This window comes from Plantibacter sp. H53 (assembly GCF_001650455.1).
GTDB lineage: Bacteria > Actinomycetota > Actinomycetes > Actinomycetales > Microbacteriaceae > Plantibacter > Plantibacter flavus_A.
Genome location: NZ_LWCT01000005.1, coordinates 1 through 15,908, shown reverse-complemented (window position 1 = coordinate 15,908; position 15,908 = coordinate 1). Strand labels below are relative to the sequence as shown.

Annotated in this window: 14 protein-coding genes and 1 rRNA gene; 12 read left to right on the top strand and 3 right to left on the bottom strand. The window is 69.4% G+C overall.

Features of this window, described 5'->3' with window-relative positions; genetic code table 11:
- Positions 1–23: 23 nt before the first annotated feature.
- Positions 24–671: a hypothetical protein gene (locus A4X17_RS04155; RefSeq protein WP_064294510.1), complete on the bottom strand. Its 648-nt coding sequence runs from the start codon at positions 669–671 to the stop codon at positions 24–26.
- A gap of 140 nt (positions 672–811) precedes the next feature.
- On the opposite strand from A4X17_RS04155, the gene A4X17_RS04150 reads away from it, so the two are divergent.
- From A4X17_RS04150 to A4X17_RS04110, 9 genes are all read left to right on the top strand, one after another.
- Positions 812–2,095, top strand: coding sequence for a sensor histidine kinase (locus A4X17_RS04150; RefSeq protein WP_139205491.1), 1,284 nt, complete (start codon positions 812–814; stop codon positions 2,093–2,095).
- Positions 2,092–2,781, top strand: a complete 690-nt coding sequence (locus A4X17_RS04145; protein ID WP_064294416.1) for a response regulator transcription factor — start codon at positions 2,092–2,094, stop codon at positions 2,779–2,781. The genes A4X17_RS04150 and A4X17_RS04145 overlap by 4 nt, the downstream gene beginning before the upstream one ends.
- Positions 2,782–2,982: 201 nt before the next feature.
- Positions 2,983–4,026, top strand: a complete 1,044-nt coding sequence (gene argC / locus A4X17_RS04140; RefSeq protein ID WP_064294415.1) for an N-acetyl-gamma-glutamyl-phosphate reductase — start codon at positions 2,983–2,985, stop codon at positions 4,024–4,026.
- Entirely contained in the window at positions 4,023–5,192 is a 1,170-nt protein-coding gene (gene argJ / locus A4X17_RS04135; protein ID WP_064294414.1) for a bifunctional glutamate N-acetyltransferase/amino-acid acetyltransferase ArgJ, read from the top strand. The genes argC and argJ overlap by 4 nt, the downstream gene beginning before the upstream one ends.
- Before the next feature lie 2 nt (positions 5,193–5,194).
- Positions 5,195–6,100 carry an acetylglutamate kinase gene (gene argB / locus A4X17_RS04130; protein WP_064294509.1) on the top strand — a complete coding sequence of 302 codons (906 nt, stop codon included), beginning with the start codon at positions 5,195–5,197 and terminating at the stop codon, positions 6,098–6,100.
- The gene (locus A4X17_RS04125) at positions 6,097–7,281 is read left to right on the top strand and encodes an acetylornithine transaminase (protein WP_064294413.1); all 1,185 of its coding nucleotides are present in this window, start codon (positions 6,097–6,099) and stop codon (positions 7,279–7,281) included. The genes argB and A4X17_RS04125 overlap by 4 nt, the downstream gene beginning before the upstream one ends.
- A gap of 35 nt (positions 7,282–7,316) precedes the next feature.
- Positions 7,317–8,258, top strand: coding sequence for an ornithine carbamoyltransferase (argF, locus tag A4X17_RS04120; protein ID WP_064294412.1), 942 nt, complete (start codon positions 7,317–7,319; stop codon positions 8,256–8,258).
- 69 nt (positions 8,259–8,327) lie between these two features.
- Positions 8,328–9,758 carry an argininosuccinate lyase gene (argH, locus tag A4X17_RS04115; RefSeq protein ID WP_064294411.1) on the top strand — a complete coding sequence of 477 codons (1,431 nt, stop codon included), beginning with the start codon at positions 8,328–8,330 and terminating at the stop codon, positions 9,756–9,758.
- Between the two features lie 15 nt (positions 9,759–9,773).
- On the top strand, positions 9,774–10,391 hold the full coding sequence (locus A4X17_RS04110; protein ID WP_064294410.1) for a DNA-3-methyladenine glycosylase: 618 nt from the start codon (positions 9,774–9,776) through the stop codon (positions 10,389–10,391).
- 9 nt (positions 10,392–10,400) lie between these two features.
- On the opposite strand, the gene A4X17_RS04105 is transcribed toward A4X17_RS04110, so the two are convergent.
- Together A4X17_RS04105 and A4X17_RS04100 are read right to left on the bottom strand one after the other, a co-directional pair.
- Positions 10,401–11,000 carry a hypothetical protein gene (locus A4X17_RS04105; protein WP_064294409.1) on the bottom strand — a complete coding sequence of 200 codons (600 nt, stop codon included), beginning with the start codon at positions 10,998–11,000 and terminating at the stop codon, positions 10,401–10,403.
- A complete protein-coding gene (locus tag A4X17_RS04100) occupies positions 10,997–11,629 on the bottom strand; it encodes a hypothetical protein (protein ID WP_064294408.1) in 633 nt (210 codons plus the stop codon). Before A4X17_RS04100 ends, A4X17_RS04105 begins: the two co-directional genes overlap by 4 nt.
- A 168-nt stretch (positions 11,630–11,797) precedes the next feature.
- Between A4X17_RS04100 and tyrS the strand changes: the two genes are divergently transcribed.
- From tyrS to A4X17_RS04085, 3 genes are all read left to right on the top strand, one after another.
- Entirely contained in the window at positions 11,798–13,108 is a 1,311-nt protein-coding gene (gene tyrS, locus A4X17_RS04095) for a tyrosine--tRNA ligase (protein ID WP_064294407.1), read from the top strand.
- A gap of 43 nt (positions 13,109–13,151) precedes the next feature.
- Positions 13,152–15,092, top strand: a complete 1,941-nt coding sequence (locus A4X17_RS04090) for a PQQ-binding-like beta-propeller repeat protein (protein ID WP_064294406.1) — start codon at positions 13,152–13,154, stop codon at positions 15,090–15,092.
- Between the two features lie 597 nt (positions 15,093–15,689).
- Positions 15,690–15,908, top strand: a 16S ribosomal RNA gene (locus A4X17_RS04085); the annotation flags it as partial.

Genomic DNA, 15,908 nt, shown 5'->3' with positions numbered 1-15,908 from the left:
CTCAGATATGAGATAGAACGCCGTTAGGGGCGCCCCTGAGATGACTCGGCTGCATGTGAAACCCGTTCCGTGGTGTCAGGCGCGGGCGCGGAGCTCCGGAAGACGGCGGCGTACACCGGGCCTGCGACGAACCAGATGGCCGTGATCGCGACGAGCTTGATGATCATGCCCCAGATGACGTCCTCGTTCGCGAGGGCGAAGGACGCGGGGACCCTCCAGCCGATCATGGCCTGCATCGCGAGGAGCCCGGTGATCGCGATCACGACGGCGAGGACCACCCGACGCCACTCCGACCAGGCGGCACGGATGTGCGCGGGACCGGACTTCGGCTTGGGCCGCGGTGCTGGACCGCCCGCGAACCGGTGTGCGAACCAGACGTCCGCCTTCGTGATGAGCGTGTGCCCGAACGCCACCGTGAAGCCCAGGTAGAGGGTCGCGAGGAGGTGCGTGACGTTCGGCTCCTCACCGGACGCGAGGTCGATCGCGGTCAGGACGAGGAGGACGAGGTCCACGACCGGTACACCGATCAACATGATCGCGCTGAGCCGGCGCCGCCGGAGGAGGTAGCGGGCCGCGAGCCCGCCGAAGAGGAGGATCCAGAACGCGGCCTCCGCGCCGAGGATGGCCCAGATGAGCGGGCTCGTGCCGAAGAGTTCAGTGAAGCTGTCCATGTTCCGATGGTGTCGCGGGATGATGCCGTGCCACATCGACCGTGCTGCTGATCCTCCGGCGACGGGGTCAGCGGAACTGCGTACGCGGGTTCGTCCCTCCGACGCTCGCGGCGCGCGGCTCGAGCTGATGTGATGGAGGCATGGCTGCTCTCGAAGGACCGCGCGCATGGGTGGATCGACACCGGGAGCCGGTCATCACCTCGGTGTGCGCAGCCATGGGACTCCTGTTCGCCCTCCTCGGGATCCATGTCCCCTGGGGGACGACCGTGTCGGAACCGCCGCTCCTCCTGACCCTCGTCTTCCTCACGGCCATCCTGGCGGTGCACCTGCTCCGCCGCCGACGCCCGTTGACCACGCTGGCCGTCGGCATCCTGATCGCCCTCGCCGAGGCGCTCACCACCGGAGGCAGCGGCCTCGGGATGCTCATCGTCGTGTCCGACCTCGCCTACGCGGCGGCGCTCTACTCGCGGTCCCGGGTCATCGACGTCGCCGCGTTCGCCTGCACCGCGCTCGCCGTCGTGTCGGTCGGTGTCTTCGCGGTGATCTGGTTCACCGACGACGTCGAGGCCGTCACCCGTCTCGGTCGCGGAGTGGTCCTCGGCTCGCTCATCATCGTCCCGGTCATCCTGGCGAGTTCGATCTGGTACGGCAGGATGGTCCGGTACCCCCGCCTCGAGGCCGAACGCCAGCGCGAGCGCGCGGACACGATCGCCCAGGCAGCGGCTGCGCTCCGGCAGGACGCCGTGACCCGTGAACGGCTCGAGCTCAGCCGGGAGCTGCACGACGTCATCGCCGGTCACCTCTCGGCGATCGCGATGCAGTCGGCGGCGGCCCTGGAACGACGCGACGGCACCGACCCGGTGGCGCTCCGGCGCAGCCTCGCACTCGTCCGGACCAGCAGTCTCGACGCGCTCGCCGACATGCGCACGATGATCGACGTGCTCCGCGGTGACCAGTCGGCCGACGACCTGACCCAGGCTCCGGACCGACTCACGGCCGAGTCGGTCCGCCGCGCAGTCGAGGTCGCGCGTGCCAACGGGCTGGAGGTGGAGGTCCGGGCACCGGAGGACGCGGCGCTCGCCGAAGTCCCCGCGCAGACGTCGATCGTCGGGCTCCGCACGCTCGTCGAAGGCCTGACGAACACTGCGAAGCACGCACCGGGAGCAGCCGTGCGGGTCGAGGTCTCGCTTCCACCCGGCGCCCTGTCCGTCACGCTCAGCAACCCGATGCCGACGGCGGCCACGTCTTCGGTGCTCGCCGGGTCCGGTGGGGTCGGCCTCGTCGGCCTGGCCGAGCGGGCACGTCTGGTCGGAGGCGACCTCGTCGCGGGGCCGGACGGTCCCGACTGGCGGACGGCGCTCACCGTGCCGACCCTAGCGTCGCCCTCCACCGCCTCGGTCGCCCTTGCAGGAGGGGCGTCATGACCATCACCGTCCTCATCGCGGACGACCACGCGGCCGTCAGAGCGGGTCTGGGGGCGCTGCTCGACGAGCCGGACGACATCCAGGTCATCGCCGAGGCGGCGGACGGTGAGGCCGTCGTCGCGCAAGCCGTGCGACACCGACCGGACGTCGTGCTGCTCGACGTCCAGATGCCGCGTGCCTCCGGGATCGACGCGATACCGGCCATCCTCGCCGCCGTCACCCCGCCGCCGAGCATCATCATGCTCACCACCTTCGCCCTCGACCGGTACGTCGACGAGGCGCTGGCGGCGGGGGCGAACGCCTTCCTGGTGAAGACGGTCTCCGCTGCCGGTCTCGTCGATGCGATCCGACGAGTGCATGCGGGCGAGGCGGTGCTCGCGCCGGAGGTGACCCGCCGAGTCCTCGAACGTCTCGCCGCGGCCAGAACTCCGGTCGCGACGGCACCGGCTCCGGAGCACCCCGGTCTGGCCACGCTGACACCGCGGGAGCGTGAGGTCCTCGAGCGACTGCGCGAGGGCCTGAGCAACGCGGGGATCGCGACCGTGCTGGGGCTGTCCGAGGCGACGGCCCGGACGCACGTGTCCCGGATCCTCGTGAAGCTCGACGCACGGTCGCGGGTGCAGGCGGCGCTCATCGCGGAGCGGGCTGCGCCGGGCGCGGATTCGTCGGCATCCTCGTCGTCGTAGTACGCTCTCGACATGGCACGTTTCCAGGCACAGGGTTCTTCGCGGGCGATCACGCTCCGCGCCCTCCGCCGTCCCGTGTCCGCACGCGCTACCGCAGAGCGACGATAGGCGACCCCGGTGCTCGCACGGTCCAGGTGATCGTGCCGTCGTCCAGGCGTCGCCGCCTCCGCCCCTCGAGCGTCCACTCAATAAGGTAGAGCCATGTCCTTCTCTGTAGCGGTGGCCGGAGCATCCGGCTACGCAGGAGGCGAGCTGCTTCGGCTGCTCGCCGACCACCCCGACTTCGACGTCAGGACGGTGACCGCGCACGCGAACGCCGGTCAACCGCTCGTCGATCACCAGCCACACCTCCGCTCCCTCCGGCATCTCGTCCTCGAGGCGACGACGCCGGAGGTGCTCGCGGGACACGACGTCGTCTTCCTCGCCCTGCCGCACGGCAAGTCGGGTGAGGTCACGGCATCCCTTCCACCGGAGACCCTCGTCGTCGACTGCGGAGCCGACCACCGGCTCGTCGACGAAGCCGACTGGGACGCGTTCTACGGCGGCGACTACTTCGGCGCCTGGGCCTACGGCGTGCCGGAGCTTCAGACGTCCACCGGTCGGGGGCGCGACGCTCTCGTCGGCGCCAAGCGGATCGCCGCTCCCGGATGCAACGCCAGCACGGTCGCCCTGTCCCTCGCGCCCGGCATCGCCGCGGGGGTGATCGAGCCGCTCGACCTCGTCTCCGTGCTCGCCGTCGGGCCGTCCGGTGCGGGGAAGAGCCTGAAGGTCAACCTGCTCGCGAGCGAGGTGCTCGGCACGGCCAACCCCTACGCCGTCGGCGGTACCCACCGGCACATCCCCGAGATCACGCAGAGCCTCCGGGCGGCCGGTGCCGATCGCGCCTCCATCTCGTTCACCCCGGTCATCGTCCCGATGTCGCGCGGCATCCTGGCCACCTCGACGGCACGCATCGTCCCGGGCACCACTGCGGCAGCCGTCCGCGAAGCCTGGGAGACGGCCTACGCCGACGAACCGTTCGTCCAGGTGCTGCCGGAGGGCTCGTTCCCACGGACGGCCGACGTCCTCGGCGCCAACACCGCGTTGATCGGACTCGCCGTCGACGAGACGGTGGGACGGGTCGTCGTCGTGACCGCCGTCGACAACCTCGTGAAGGGGACCGCCGGCGCGGCGATCCAATCGGCGAACATCGCGCTCGGGCTCCCCGAGACGACCGGCTTGAGTGTGAATGGAGTGGCACCGTGAGTGTGACAGCAGCAGCAGGATTCCTCGCGGCGGGCGTCGCCTGCGGCCTCAAGACCTCCGGGGGCCTCGACCTCGCGGTGGTCCACAACGTCGGTCCGCTGCAGCACGCGGCGACGGTGTTCACGAGCAACCGGTGCAAGGCCAACCCGATCCTCTGGAGCGAGCAGGTGATGCAGGACGGCATCGTCTCGGCGATCGTCCTGAACTCCGGCGGCGCGAACTGCTACACGGGGACGCGCGGTTTCCAGACGACGCACGCGACCGCGGAGGCCGTCGCCGAGCGACTCGCGGTCTCGGCCGGCGACGTCCTCGTCTGCTCCACGGGGCTCATCGGCGAACAGCTCGACCTCGACAAGCTGACCGCAGGCGTGTGGGACGCCACCCGCGCGGTCGCCGGCCAGGACGGTGCGAGCGAAGCGGCCGGGCTCGCCGCGGCGACCGCCATCATGACGACCGACACGAAGCCGAAACAGGCCGTGCGGAGCGCGGACGGATGGACCGTCGGTGGCATGGCGAAGGGCGCGGGCATGCTCGCCCCCGGGCTCGCGACGATGCTCGTCGTCATCACGACCGACGCCGTGCTCGAGCCGGCCCAGCTCGATCAGGCGCTCCGCAGCGCGACCCGCGTCACCTTCGACCGCCTCGACTCCGACGGCTGCATGTCCACGAACGACACGGTGTCGCTCCTCGCCTCCGGGTCGAGCGGCGTCACCCCGGAGCTGTCCGCCTTCACCGAGGCGCTGACGGAGGTCTGTCGCGACCTCACCCTGCAGTTGCAGGCCGATGCCGAGGGCGCGGCCCACGACGTCGCGATCGAGGTCGTCGGCGCGGTGTCCGAGGACGACGCGGTCGAGGTCGCCCGCGCGGTCTCCCGCAGCAACCTCTTCAAGGCGGCCATCTTCGGCAACGACCCGAACTGGGGCCGGGTGCTCGCGGCCGTCGGGACCACGGGCGCAGAGTTCGACCCGTACGGGATCGACGTGGCCATGAACGGCGTCCAGGTGTGCACGGCCGGCGAGCCGGATCAGTCGCGCGACCTCGTCGACCTCTCACCGCGCGCCGTGCACGTGCTCATCGACCTCCATGCCGGCGACACGGGTGCCACCATCTGGACGAACGACCTCACGCACGACTACGTGCACGAGAACAGCGCCTACGCGAGCTGATGATGACCCAGTACCGAGACAACTCTCCCGAGGAGGCGGCGATCAAGGCCGCCACCCTCATCGAGTCCCTTCCCTGGTTGAAGACCTTCCGCGACCAGACGATCGTCGTGAAGTTCGGTGGCAACGCGATGGTGAGCGACGAACTCGCGCAGGCGTTCGCCGAGGACATGGTCTACCTGCGCTACGCGGGGCTGAAGCCCGTCGTCGTGCACGGTGGTGGCCCGCAGATCTCCGCGATGCTCGACCGGCTCGACATCCACAGCGAGTTCCGCGGCGGGTACCGGGTCACGACGCCCGAGGCCATGGAGGTCGTCCGGATGGTCCTCACGGGTCAGGTCAACCCCGAGCTCGTGGGGCGGATCAACGAACACGGCCCGCTCGCCGCAGGACTGTCCGGCGAGGACGCGGGCCTGTTCGGTGGGCGTCGTCGCTCGATCGTCGTGGACGGCGAGACCGTGGACATCGGGCTCGTCGGCGACGTCGTCAGCGTCGACCCGACCTCGGTGCAGGCCTACCTCGACGCCGGCAACATCCCGGTGGTCTCCTCGATCGCCCCCGACCTGGACCAGCCCGGACAGACGCTCAACGTGAACGCCGATGCGGCCGCCGCGGCGCTCGCCGTCGCACTCGGTGCCGCCAAGCTCGTCATCCTGACCGATGTCGCCGGGCTGTACAGCGACTGGCCCAACCGCGACTCGCTCGTCTCGCAGATCACGACGAGTGAGCTCCGAGCCATGCTGCCCTCGCTCGAATCGGGCATGATCCCGAAGATGACCGCCTGCCTCGACGCCGTCGACGGCGGGGTCGCCAAGGCTGCCATCATCGACGGCCGCGTACCCCACTCAATCCTGCTCGAGGTGTTCACCCAGAACGGCTCAGGCACCGAGGTCGTCCCGGAGGACTCATGAGCGACTGGAAGAGCCGCGTCGACCGCGACATGATGCGCACGTTCAACACGCCGATCGCCATGCTGACGCGCGGTGAGGGATGCCACGTCTGGGACGCCGAGGGCAACCGCTACCTCGACTTCCTCGCGGGCATCGCGGTGAACGCACTGGGACATGCGCATCCGGCGTTCGTCGGCGCGATCACGCGCCAGGCGGGCACGCTGGCGCACGTCTCCAACTACTTCTCGAGTCCGCCGCAGCTCGAGCTCGCGGCCCGACTCAAGCGTCTCGCCGGAGCGGACGAGGGCGGTCGGGTGTACTTCGCGAACTCCGGTGCCGAGGCGAACGAGGCGGCGTTCAAGCTCGCCCGACTCAACCACGGCGACGGATCGCGGACCCGGGTGCTCACCCTGGAGAACTCCTTCCACGGGCGGACCTTCGGCGCGCTGGCACTGACCGGCAAGCCCGCCCTGCAGGAGGGGTTCCACCCGCTCCCGGGCGGCGTCGAGCACATCCCGACCACGATCGAGGCACTCGAGGCGGCGATCGACGACCGGGTCGCCGCGCTGATCCTCGAACCGATCAAGGGCGAAGCCGGCGTCATCGACCTGCCGGAGGGCTACCTCGCCCGTGCCAGGGCACTCACCGAGGCGCACGGCGTGCTGCTCATCATCGACGAGATCCAGACCGGGGCAGGTCGGACGGGGGAGTGGTTCGCGTTCCAGCGGGACGGCATCGTCCCGGACGCGATCACCGTCGCCAAGGGGATCGGCGGTGGCATGCCGATCGGCGCCCTCGTCACCTTCGGCGCCGCCTCCGGGCTGTTCGGACCCGGCCAGCACGGCAGCACCTTCGGCGGCAACCCGCTCGCCACCGCGACGGCGAACGCGGTGCTCGAGGAGATCGAGCGCGCCGGTCTCGTGCAGAACGCCGCCGCGCGCGGTGACCAGTTGCGGGCCGTCATCACCGCCATCGGTTCCCCGCTCGTCGAGGAGGTCCGCGGACACGGGCTGCTCATCGGCATCGGCTTGAGCGCCCCGGTGGCGGCCGAGCTGTCTGCTGCTGCGTTCGACCGTGGGCTCATCATCAACGCCCCGAATGCCACGAGCATCCGGATCGCGCCGCCGCTCATCATCGGCGACGCAGAGATCGACGAGTTCACCTCCCTCTTCCGCGCGGCGCTCGACGCCGTCCAGGCCTGACCGGCCATCGACCCACACGAACAGGACCACCAGCCATGACCCGTCACTTCCTCCGCGACGACGACCTCAGCCCGGCCGAGCAGGCCGAGATCCTCGACCTCGCCACCGAACTGAAGCGCGACCGCTGGTCTCGCAAGCCGCTCGAAGGCCCGCAGACCGTCGCGGTCATCTTCGACAAGTCCTCGACGCGGACGCGCGTCTCCTTCGCCGTGGGGATCGCCGACCTCGGCGGATCACCGCTCATCATCTCGACGGCCAACAGCCAGCTCGGCGGCAAGGAGACGGCCGCCGACACCGCTCGCGTCCTCGAACGTCAGGTCGCGGCGATCGTCTGGCGGACCTACGCCCAGTCCGGTCTCGAGGAGATCTCGGCCGGGACGACCGTGCCCGTCGTCAACGCGCTGTCCGACGACTTCCACCCGTGCCAGCTCCTCGCCGACCTCCTCACGATCCGCGAACACAAGGGCGAGCTCGCCGGTCTGACGATGTCGTTCTTCGGCGACGGAGCGAGCAACATGGCCCACTCCTACCTGTTGGCCGGCGCGACGGCGGGGATGCACGTCCGTATCGCCGCCCCGGCCGAGTTCGCCCCGGCAGCGGACGTCGTCGCCGACGCGGAGCGCATCGCCGCGACGACGGGCGGCTCCGTGCTCGTGACCACCGACCCCGACACGGCGGCGGCGGATGCCGACGTGATGATCACCGACACCTGGGTCTCGATGGGCAAGGAGGACGAGAAGGCGCAACGCGTGGCCATCTTCGGCGGCTACCGGGTCGACCGCAGGCTCATGGGGCTCGCAGCGTCCGACGCCGTCTTCATGCACTGCCTGCCCGCCGACCGCGGCTTCGAGGTCGAGGCCGAGGTCATCGACGGGGCACAGAGCATCATCTGGGACGAGGCGGAGAACCGCCTCCACGCGCAGAAGGCCCTGCTCGTGTGGCTGCTCGAGCAGCAGCACGCCGGCTCTGCGGCCTGACCCTTCCCCGGCTGCGGCCGACCGACCAGTCCGGAGTGCTCCGGACGCCAGCAGTAGAGGAGGCCCATCGTGGCAGATCAGCAGAATCGAGCAGGCGAATCCGGGGCCCTCTGGGGCGGACGCTTCGCGAGCGGCCCGTCACCGGAACTCGCCCGTCTGAGCAAGTCCACGCAGTTCGACTGGGTCCTCGCCGCATACGACATCGCGGGCTCCCGTGCCCACGCCAAAGCGCTCGCGTCGGCGGGGTACCTCGACGAGGACGAGCTCGGTGGGATGCTCGCAGCCCTCGACGTCCTGGACGCCGATGTGGCCGACGGGACGTTCGTCGCGGCCGACAGCGATGAGGACGTCCACTCAGCGCTGGAACGCGGGCTCGTCGAACGGGCCGGCAAGGAACTCGGTGGGAAGCTGCGTGCCGGTCGGAGCCGGAACGACCAGATCGCCACGCTCGTGCGTCTCTACCTCATCGATCACGGACGGGTGATCGCCCGCGACGTCATCCACCTGATCGACGCGATCGTCTCCCAGGCCGAAGCACACCCGGACGCGGTCATGCCCGGCCGCACGCACCTGCAGCACGCCCAACCGGTGCTGCTCGCCCACCAGCTGCTCGCGCACGCCTGGCCGCTCACCCGCGACCTGGAACGGCTCCGCGACTGGCTCGCCCGGGCGAGCGCGTCGCCCTACGGTTCCGGAGCGCTCGCCGGGAGCTCCCTCGGGCTCGACCCGGTGCTCGTCGCTCACGAGCTCGGGCTCGACCGGCCGACGGAGAACTCGATCGACGCCACCGCCAGCCGCGACGTGGTCGCCGAGTTCGCGTTCATCACCTCGCTCATCGGGATCAACCTGTCCCGGTTCGCCGAGGAGATCATCGTCTGGAACACCCGCGAGTTCGGGTTCGTGACCCTCGACGACGCCTACTCGACCGGCTCGAGCATCATGCCGCAGAAGAAGAACCCCGACATCGCCGAACTCGCCCGCGGCAAGTCCGGGCGACTCATCGGGAACCTGACCGGGTTGTTGGCGACGCTGAAGGCGCTGCCGCTCGCGTACAACCGCGACCTGCAGGAGGACAAGGAGCCGGTGTTCGACTCCGTGAACCAGCTCGAGGTGTTGCTGCCGGCGTTCACCGGGATGGTGGCGACGCTCCGCTTCGACACGGCACGGCTGCGCGAGCTCGCACCTGAGGGGTTCTCCCTCGCGACGGACGTCGCCGAGTGGCTCGTCAAGCAGGGTGTGGCCTTCCGCGACGCGCACGAGATCAGCGGCGAGCTCGTGCGGTACTGCGAGGAGCGCGGGCTGGCACTCGACGAACCCGACGACGCGGCACTGGCGGGTGTCTCGGAACATCTCACGCCGGCCGTGCGGAGCGTCCTGACCGTCGACGGCTCGATCGGTAGCCGACTCGGCGCCGGTGGGACTGCGCCGGAGCGGGTCCAGGACCAGCTCGTGACGCTCGTCGGGCGGGTGGGCGCGCTGTCGCAGGCCCTCTCGCTCTAGACGGGGCGGGGTCCGATGACGACGGCCGGTCCGCTGCGGGCGGTGACCTCGGGACCGGCCCTCGAGGTCGCGCCCGCGCTGCTCGGAGCGGTGCTGTCCCACACGACACCGGAGGGCACCGTGTCGGTCCGCCTCACCGAGGTCGAGGCCTATCTCGGGGTCGGCGAGGATCCCGGATCCCACGCGCACCGTGGTCCGACGCCGCGCACGAGTCCGATGTTCGGTCCGCCCGGGCATCTGTACGCGTACTTCAGCTACGGCATGCACGTCTGCGTCAACGTCGTGTGCTCACCCGTCGGCACGGCGTCGGCCGTCCTCCTGCGTGCCGGCGAGGTCGTCGCGGGCCTGGAGCTCGCGCGGCTGCGACGCGGTGAACGGGTGCCGGATCGCGACCTGGCCAGAGGACCGGCGCGGCTCACCGTGGCGCTCGGGATCGCGCTCGACCAGTCGGGTGACGACCTCGCCGAGCCGCCCTTCGATCTGCGCTTGCCCGAGCGCCCGCTCGCCTCTGCGGCCGGTCCGCGGACGGGCGTCAGCGGGGTCGGTGGGGGAGCCGCCTACCCGTGGCGGTTCGTGCTGCCGGGGGAGACGACCGTCTCGCCCTACCGCCGCTCGCCCAGGGCCGTGGACTGATCCGCCGACTCAGCCTCGCGCGAGCAGCAGGATCGACGCCACCCCGGCAGCCCAGAGGAGGCTGGCGAGCGAGCCGATGATGAACCGCTCGCGCGCCTCGGCCGAGTCGAGTTCGGTGAGGCGTCCGACACCCTTCACCGCGACGATGACCGCGATCGCCTCCGGATAGCCGGAGAACGACGCGGCGACGAGGGCGAGCCGTTCGAGGATCCCGATGGCGGTCCCGCCGCGCAGCACTTCGATCGGACGTCCGACGACCTGCGAGGCGCTCGGGTTCCGGCGCTCCACGAGGATGCCGCCGTGGATTCCGGGGGCGACGCTGCCCTTCGTCGCGAGGGTGAGGACGAAGGAGGCGACCGGACCACCGCCGGCGACCGCGACGGCCAGGACGAAGACGCCGAGGAGCACGAGTGCAGGACCGGTCGGCGGGACCGAGGGGACGAGCGCGATCAGGATGGCCCCGACCACCATGATGGCCGCCGCCACGACCATGAGACGATCCGCGAGACGCGCGCTCAGCATCCGGGCCAGCAGGAGGAAGACGAGCGCGCTTCCGAGGAGGCCGATGACGGTCGGCCAGGTGATGGGCGTGAGCGTGACGAGGTTCATCGCTCGTCCTTTCGGTCGTCGGGGTGGTGCACGGAGGCGTCCTGGTCGAGCTTCGCCAGGAGGCGGATGAGCGCGGTGGTCGCCGCGGCTTCGGCTCGGACTCCGGCGGCCGCGACCCGGCGACTGACCGAACTCTCGGTGATGCCGAGTCGTGCTGCGGCCTCGGACTGGGTCGCGCCGGCCGCGAGCAGGTCGGCGACCTCCCATCCGCCGTCGGTTCTCCGATCGCGGAGGTGGAGGAGGAGCACGATGAGCGCTTCGACATCGGCGCCGCCCTGCTGGTCGGCCGCCTCGAGCGCGAACCGGAAGGGCGCCCGTTTGGCCCGAGTGACGGCCTCTCTCGCAGCGTAGAAGGCCTGACCGGTCGCGGCTCGGGTGGAATCGGGGAGCGGACGTCGGACGTCGCCTTGTCCGATGCCCACGCTCCAGCCGCGATCCCGGAGGAGGTCGAAGGCGATGGCGAGCGCGATCTCGGCGTCTTCGGTGGCGAGCTGGAACTCGTCCCCCGCCGTGCGTTCGGCCTGGAGGAGCAGGCGGTCCGCGAACCGGTCGTTGATCGAGTCGATCACATCGGCGGCGCGATCAGGGCCGGTCCGGCTCGCGATCTGATCGACGGTCAGCACGTACACGGCTCTCCTCCCGGCGGTGGCTCGGCTGAATCACCCTAGTCGCAACGTGTAGGTATTTCCACAACTCCGACGAATGAGAGGAATTCCTGCACATCACGATCGCCGCGATCGCGCCGGTGCCGATGCACCCGATCCAGCCGCCGATCCTGCGCTGATAGCCTTGCAAGCGTGTCGAACCTCGCTCTTCCTGACCAGCGCAACGATCCGACCTTCGAGGACGTCTGGGACGAACTCGTCTGGCGCGGGCTCGTCCATGTGTCGACGGATCAGCAGGAGCTGAAGCGTCTGCTCGGTGGAGCGCCGATCACCTACTACTGCGGGTTCGACCCGACGGCTGCGAGCCTCCACCTGGGCAATCTGGTCCAGCTGCTCGTCATGCGTCGGCTGCAGCTGGCCGGACACCGCCCGCTCGGGCTCGTCGGCGGTTCGACCGGCCTCATCGGCGACCCACGACCGACCGCCGAGCGCACACTGAACACGCCGGACACCGTCGCCGAGTGGGTGCAGTCCCTCCGCGCGCAGATCGAACGCTTCCTCAGCTTCGAGGGCGACAACGCCGCGCGCATGGTCAACAACCTCGATTGGACCGCACCGCTCTCGGCGATCGACTTCCTGCGGGAGATCGGCAAGCACTACCGCGTCGGCACGATGCTGAAGAAGGACGCGGTCAGTGCCCGCCTCAACTCGGAGGCGGGGATCAGCTACACCGAATTCAGTTACCAGATCCTCCAGGGGATGGACTACCTCGAGCTGTACCGCGAGTACGGCTGCGTCCTGCAGACCGGCGGGAGCGACCAGTGGGGCAACCTCACGAGCGGCACCGACCTCATCCACCGGGTCGAGCGGGCCACCGTCCACGCGATCGGGACCCCGCTGATCACGAACTCGGACGGCACGAAGTTCGGGAAGAGCGAAGGCAACGCGGTCTGGCTCGACCCGAGCATGACGAGCCCGTACGCGTTCTACCAGTTCTGGGTCAACACCGACGATGCGGACGTCATCGCCCGGCTGAAGGTGTTCACGTTCCTCGATCGGGTGGAGATCGAGCGACTGGCGGCCGCGACCGAGTCGGAACCGTTCAAGCGGGAGGCGCAGAAGACCCTCGCCTACGCCGTCACCGCGCTCGTCCACGGAGTCGCCGCGACGGATGCGGCCATCGCCGCGTCGGCCGCGCTCTTCGGTCAGGGCGATCTGGACGCTCTCGACGCGGACACGCTGCGGTCGGCGGTCACGGAGTTGCCGAACGCGCGGGTGACGGCGGAGACCCTCGTCATCCAGGCACTCGTCGACACGGAGCTGTGCTCGAGCCTCGGTGAGGCTCGACGCGCGGTCGCCCAGGGAGGCGTCTCGGTGAACAACCGCAAGATCGACGACGTCGACGCGACCCTGGACGACCGGTTCCTCACGGGCGGGGTGGCCGTGCTGCGCCGCGGCAAGCGCACCCTCGCCGGGCTGTTCCTCGACGGAGTGCCCGCCTGATCCGCCGGCGACGGCATCGTCGTCGTCATCGAACCTGAAGGGGATGCTCCGAGTGCAGCTCTGCGAGGCGTGCGGGACCGAGATCGTCGACCGTCGCGACGGTGTGTGCCCGAGTTGTGGGGCCATGCTGCCGCTGCGCACGGGCGAGCTGTCGACGGTGGAGACACCGGCCGAGGCCGAGGCGGCGGCCGAGCGGGAGCCGGCGGACGAATCGATGGACGAGCCCGAGTCGGAGTCCGCGGACGACCGGCCCATGACGGCCGACGACGGCGACCTCGTCGAGACCGATGCACCCCACGTCGAGACCGATGCACCCCACGTCGAGACCGATGCGCCCGCGGGTGAAGCCGATCGGCTGCCGTCGCCGGACGTCGACACCACTGAGCCCACGCCCCCCGGTACCGCGACGTCGATCCCGGCGATCGCCGTGCCGACACCGGTTCCAGATGCTGAGTCCACCAACCCGGCCCCGGCCCCGGCGTCGACTCCGGTTGCGGCGACACCCGCTGCGGCCGAACCGGCCTCGGCAACCGCGGCGGGGGAGGCGCTGGGGGAACCGAGCGCGACCGCGCCCCGAGCCCTCTGGCACCCTGATTCGTTGCCCACCACGGTCAAGCGGACCCCCTCGCGCCGACGATGGTTCCTCCTCGGCGGACTCGCACTCGCCGTGGTCGCTGCGATCGTCGCGGTCGTGCTCATCGTGGTCGCGGCCGTTCCCCACCGCGTCGAGGGGCTCGCGCTCCTCCGCGACCTCCCGACGAAGCCGACCGTCGGAACCTGGGAACTCGCGCATCCGCTGGACGACGAGGTGCCCGCGGGCGACGAGCTCTACCTGAACGGGTACACCGCGAGCCCCAACACCGCGCTGCTCGTGTGGTCGACCGACCGGCCACTGGATCAGACGACGCTCGACGACGCTCCGGGCGAGACGGTGGTCTCCCTGGTGAACACGGCGAACGGCCACACGCTCTGGGACCGTCGCGTCACCGAGCTCTCGCCGGAGTTCGACCGGTTCGACGCACCGGTGGTCGTCTCCCCACCGGATGCGGCCGCGATCGTGCTGAGTCAGGGGGACCTCATGGTCTCCGTGAGCCGTCGCGACGGGCACGTCGTCTCCACCTCGCAAGAGCACTCGAGTGTCGAGGGGATCGGCTTCGCCGACTTCGCCGCGCCGGCAGCGTTCGTCCCGGGTCTCGAGGGTGACCTGCTCATCTCGTCGACCACGGCCGACGGCACCGGGACGGTCGGCCGCTATCGGTCGACGGACCTGACCGACCCGGTCTGGGAGGTCAGTGGTGACGCCGGCGAGCGGGCGACCACCGCGGGCGACAAGCTCTTCTACGACGGTGCGGTCTACTCGCTCGACGACGGATCGACCATCGACTGGCAGGGCGACCTCTCCTGGTACTACCAGCAGGTGGGCGGCGATCTCGTCGCGATCGACTACTCCGGCAACGACACCACGATCCGCGGGGTGGACGACCGCACCGGCGCCGAGCGCTGGAAGGCGACCGGGGCACTGCCGGTGGTGCTCGACGCGAGCGGACTGTTGGTCGTCGCCGACCAGTCGGGGGAGCGGGTCCGCCGCCTCGACCCGCGATCCGGCGAGGTCGAGTGGCGCAGCGGACTGACGAGCACCTGGGACGGCGCCTACACCGTGGGCGACACGATCATGCTCGGTGACGGTGACGGCGACGGCGGATACACCGGCGTCGGCGCTCGAGACGGTGAGATCCGATACGAGGAGCGGGACGCCGAGGGCAGCCTCGTCGGATACAGCGACCGGACCCTCCTGCTGACGCTCGACGACACGCTCGTCGGCATCGACGCGACCACGGGCGAGCGCAGTTGGTCGGTCGACTCCGCCGGAGACGAGTACTCGTTCACCGCCTGGGGCGGAAGCCCGCTCGCCGTCGCGACGGTCGTCGCGGCCGGTTCCGGCTCAGCGGCCGTGCTCGGCATCGGTGACGCTGATCGGGACTGAAGCGCGTGGATCCGGGCGACACGCCCGGGATGCAGCGAGGATTTGCCAGCCCCTGGCGGTCTGCGTAAAGTAATCACTCGTCACCCCAAAGGTGCGGGAAGCGGAAGAGCTTCCCGGCCTCAAGTGGGACTGATACCCAGCCAAAAGCCGAGCATCTCCACGTGAGTCAAACTCACACTTGAGATCGTCTCACTTCAAGACTAGGTTGGAACTTCCCAGCTCTCGGGTCATCGAAGCGGTGAGGATTGAGCGGACTCCGGTCCACGTAGATCAGCTCCTGGTTCGACTTGACAAGAACCGAAGAAGTGGTAAGTTAGAGAAGTTGCCCTGCAGGGCGGTCGTGATGGCCAAAGGCAGGAGCATCCGATCCTTGAGAACTCAACAGCGTGCACAATGTCAAATGCCAAAAACCTCGTGCAATTGATGCCTTCCTTTTCGGTTGGTTGATGTTGTAAGAGATTCCTTTGGAAAACATTTAAACAAAACAAAGCAAGTCAGTAATGATTTGTTCTGTCAGTTTCAAACTTGCATCGTGTTCACCTATTCCGGTGGCATGGTGCGCGAAATGTGCCGGTCTTCGGATCGTGCAATTCAACATTTACGGAGAGTTTGATCCTGGCTCAGGACGAACGCTGGCGGCGTGCTTAACACATGCAAGTCGAACGATGAAGCCCAGCTTGCTGGGTGGATTAGTGGCGAACGGGTGAGTAACACGTGAGTAACCTGCCCTTGACTCTGGGATAAGCGTTGGAAACGACGTCTAATACCGGATACGAGCTTCCACCGCATGGTGAGTTGCTGGAAAGAATTTTGGTC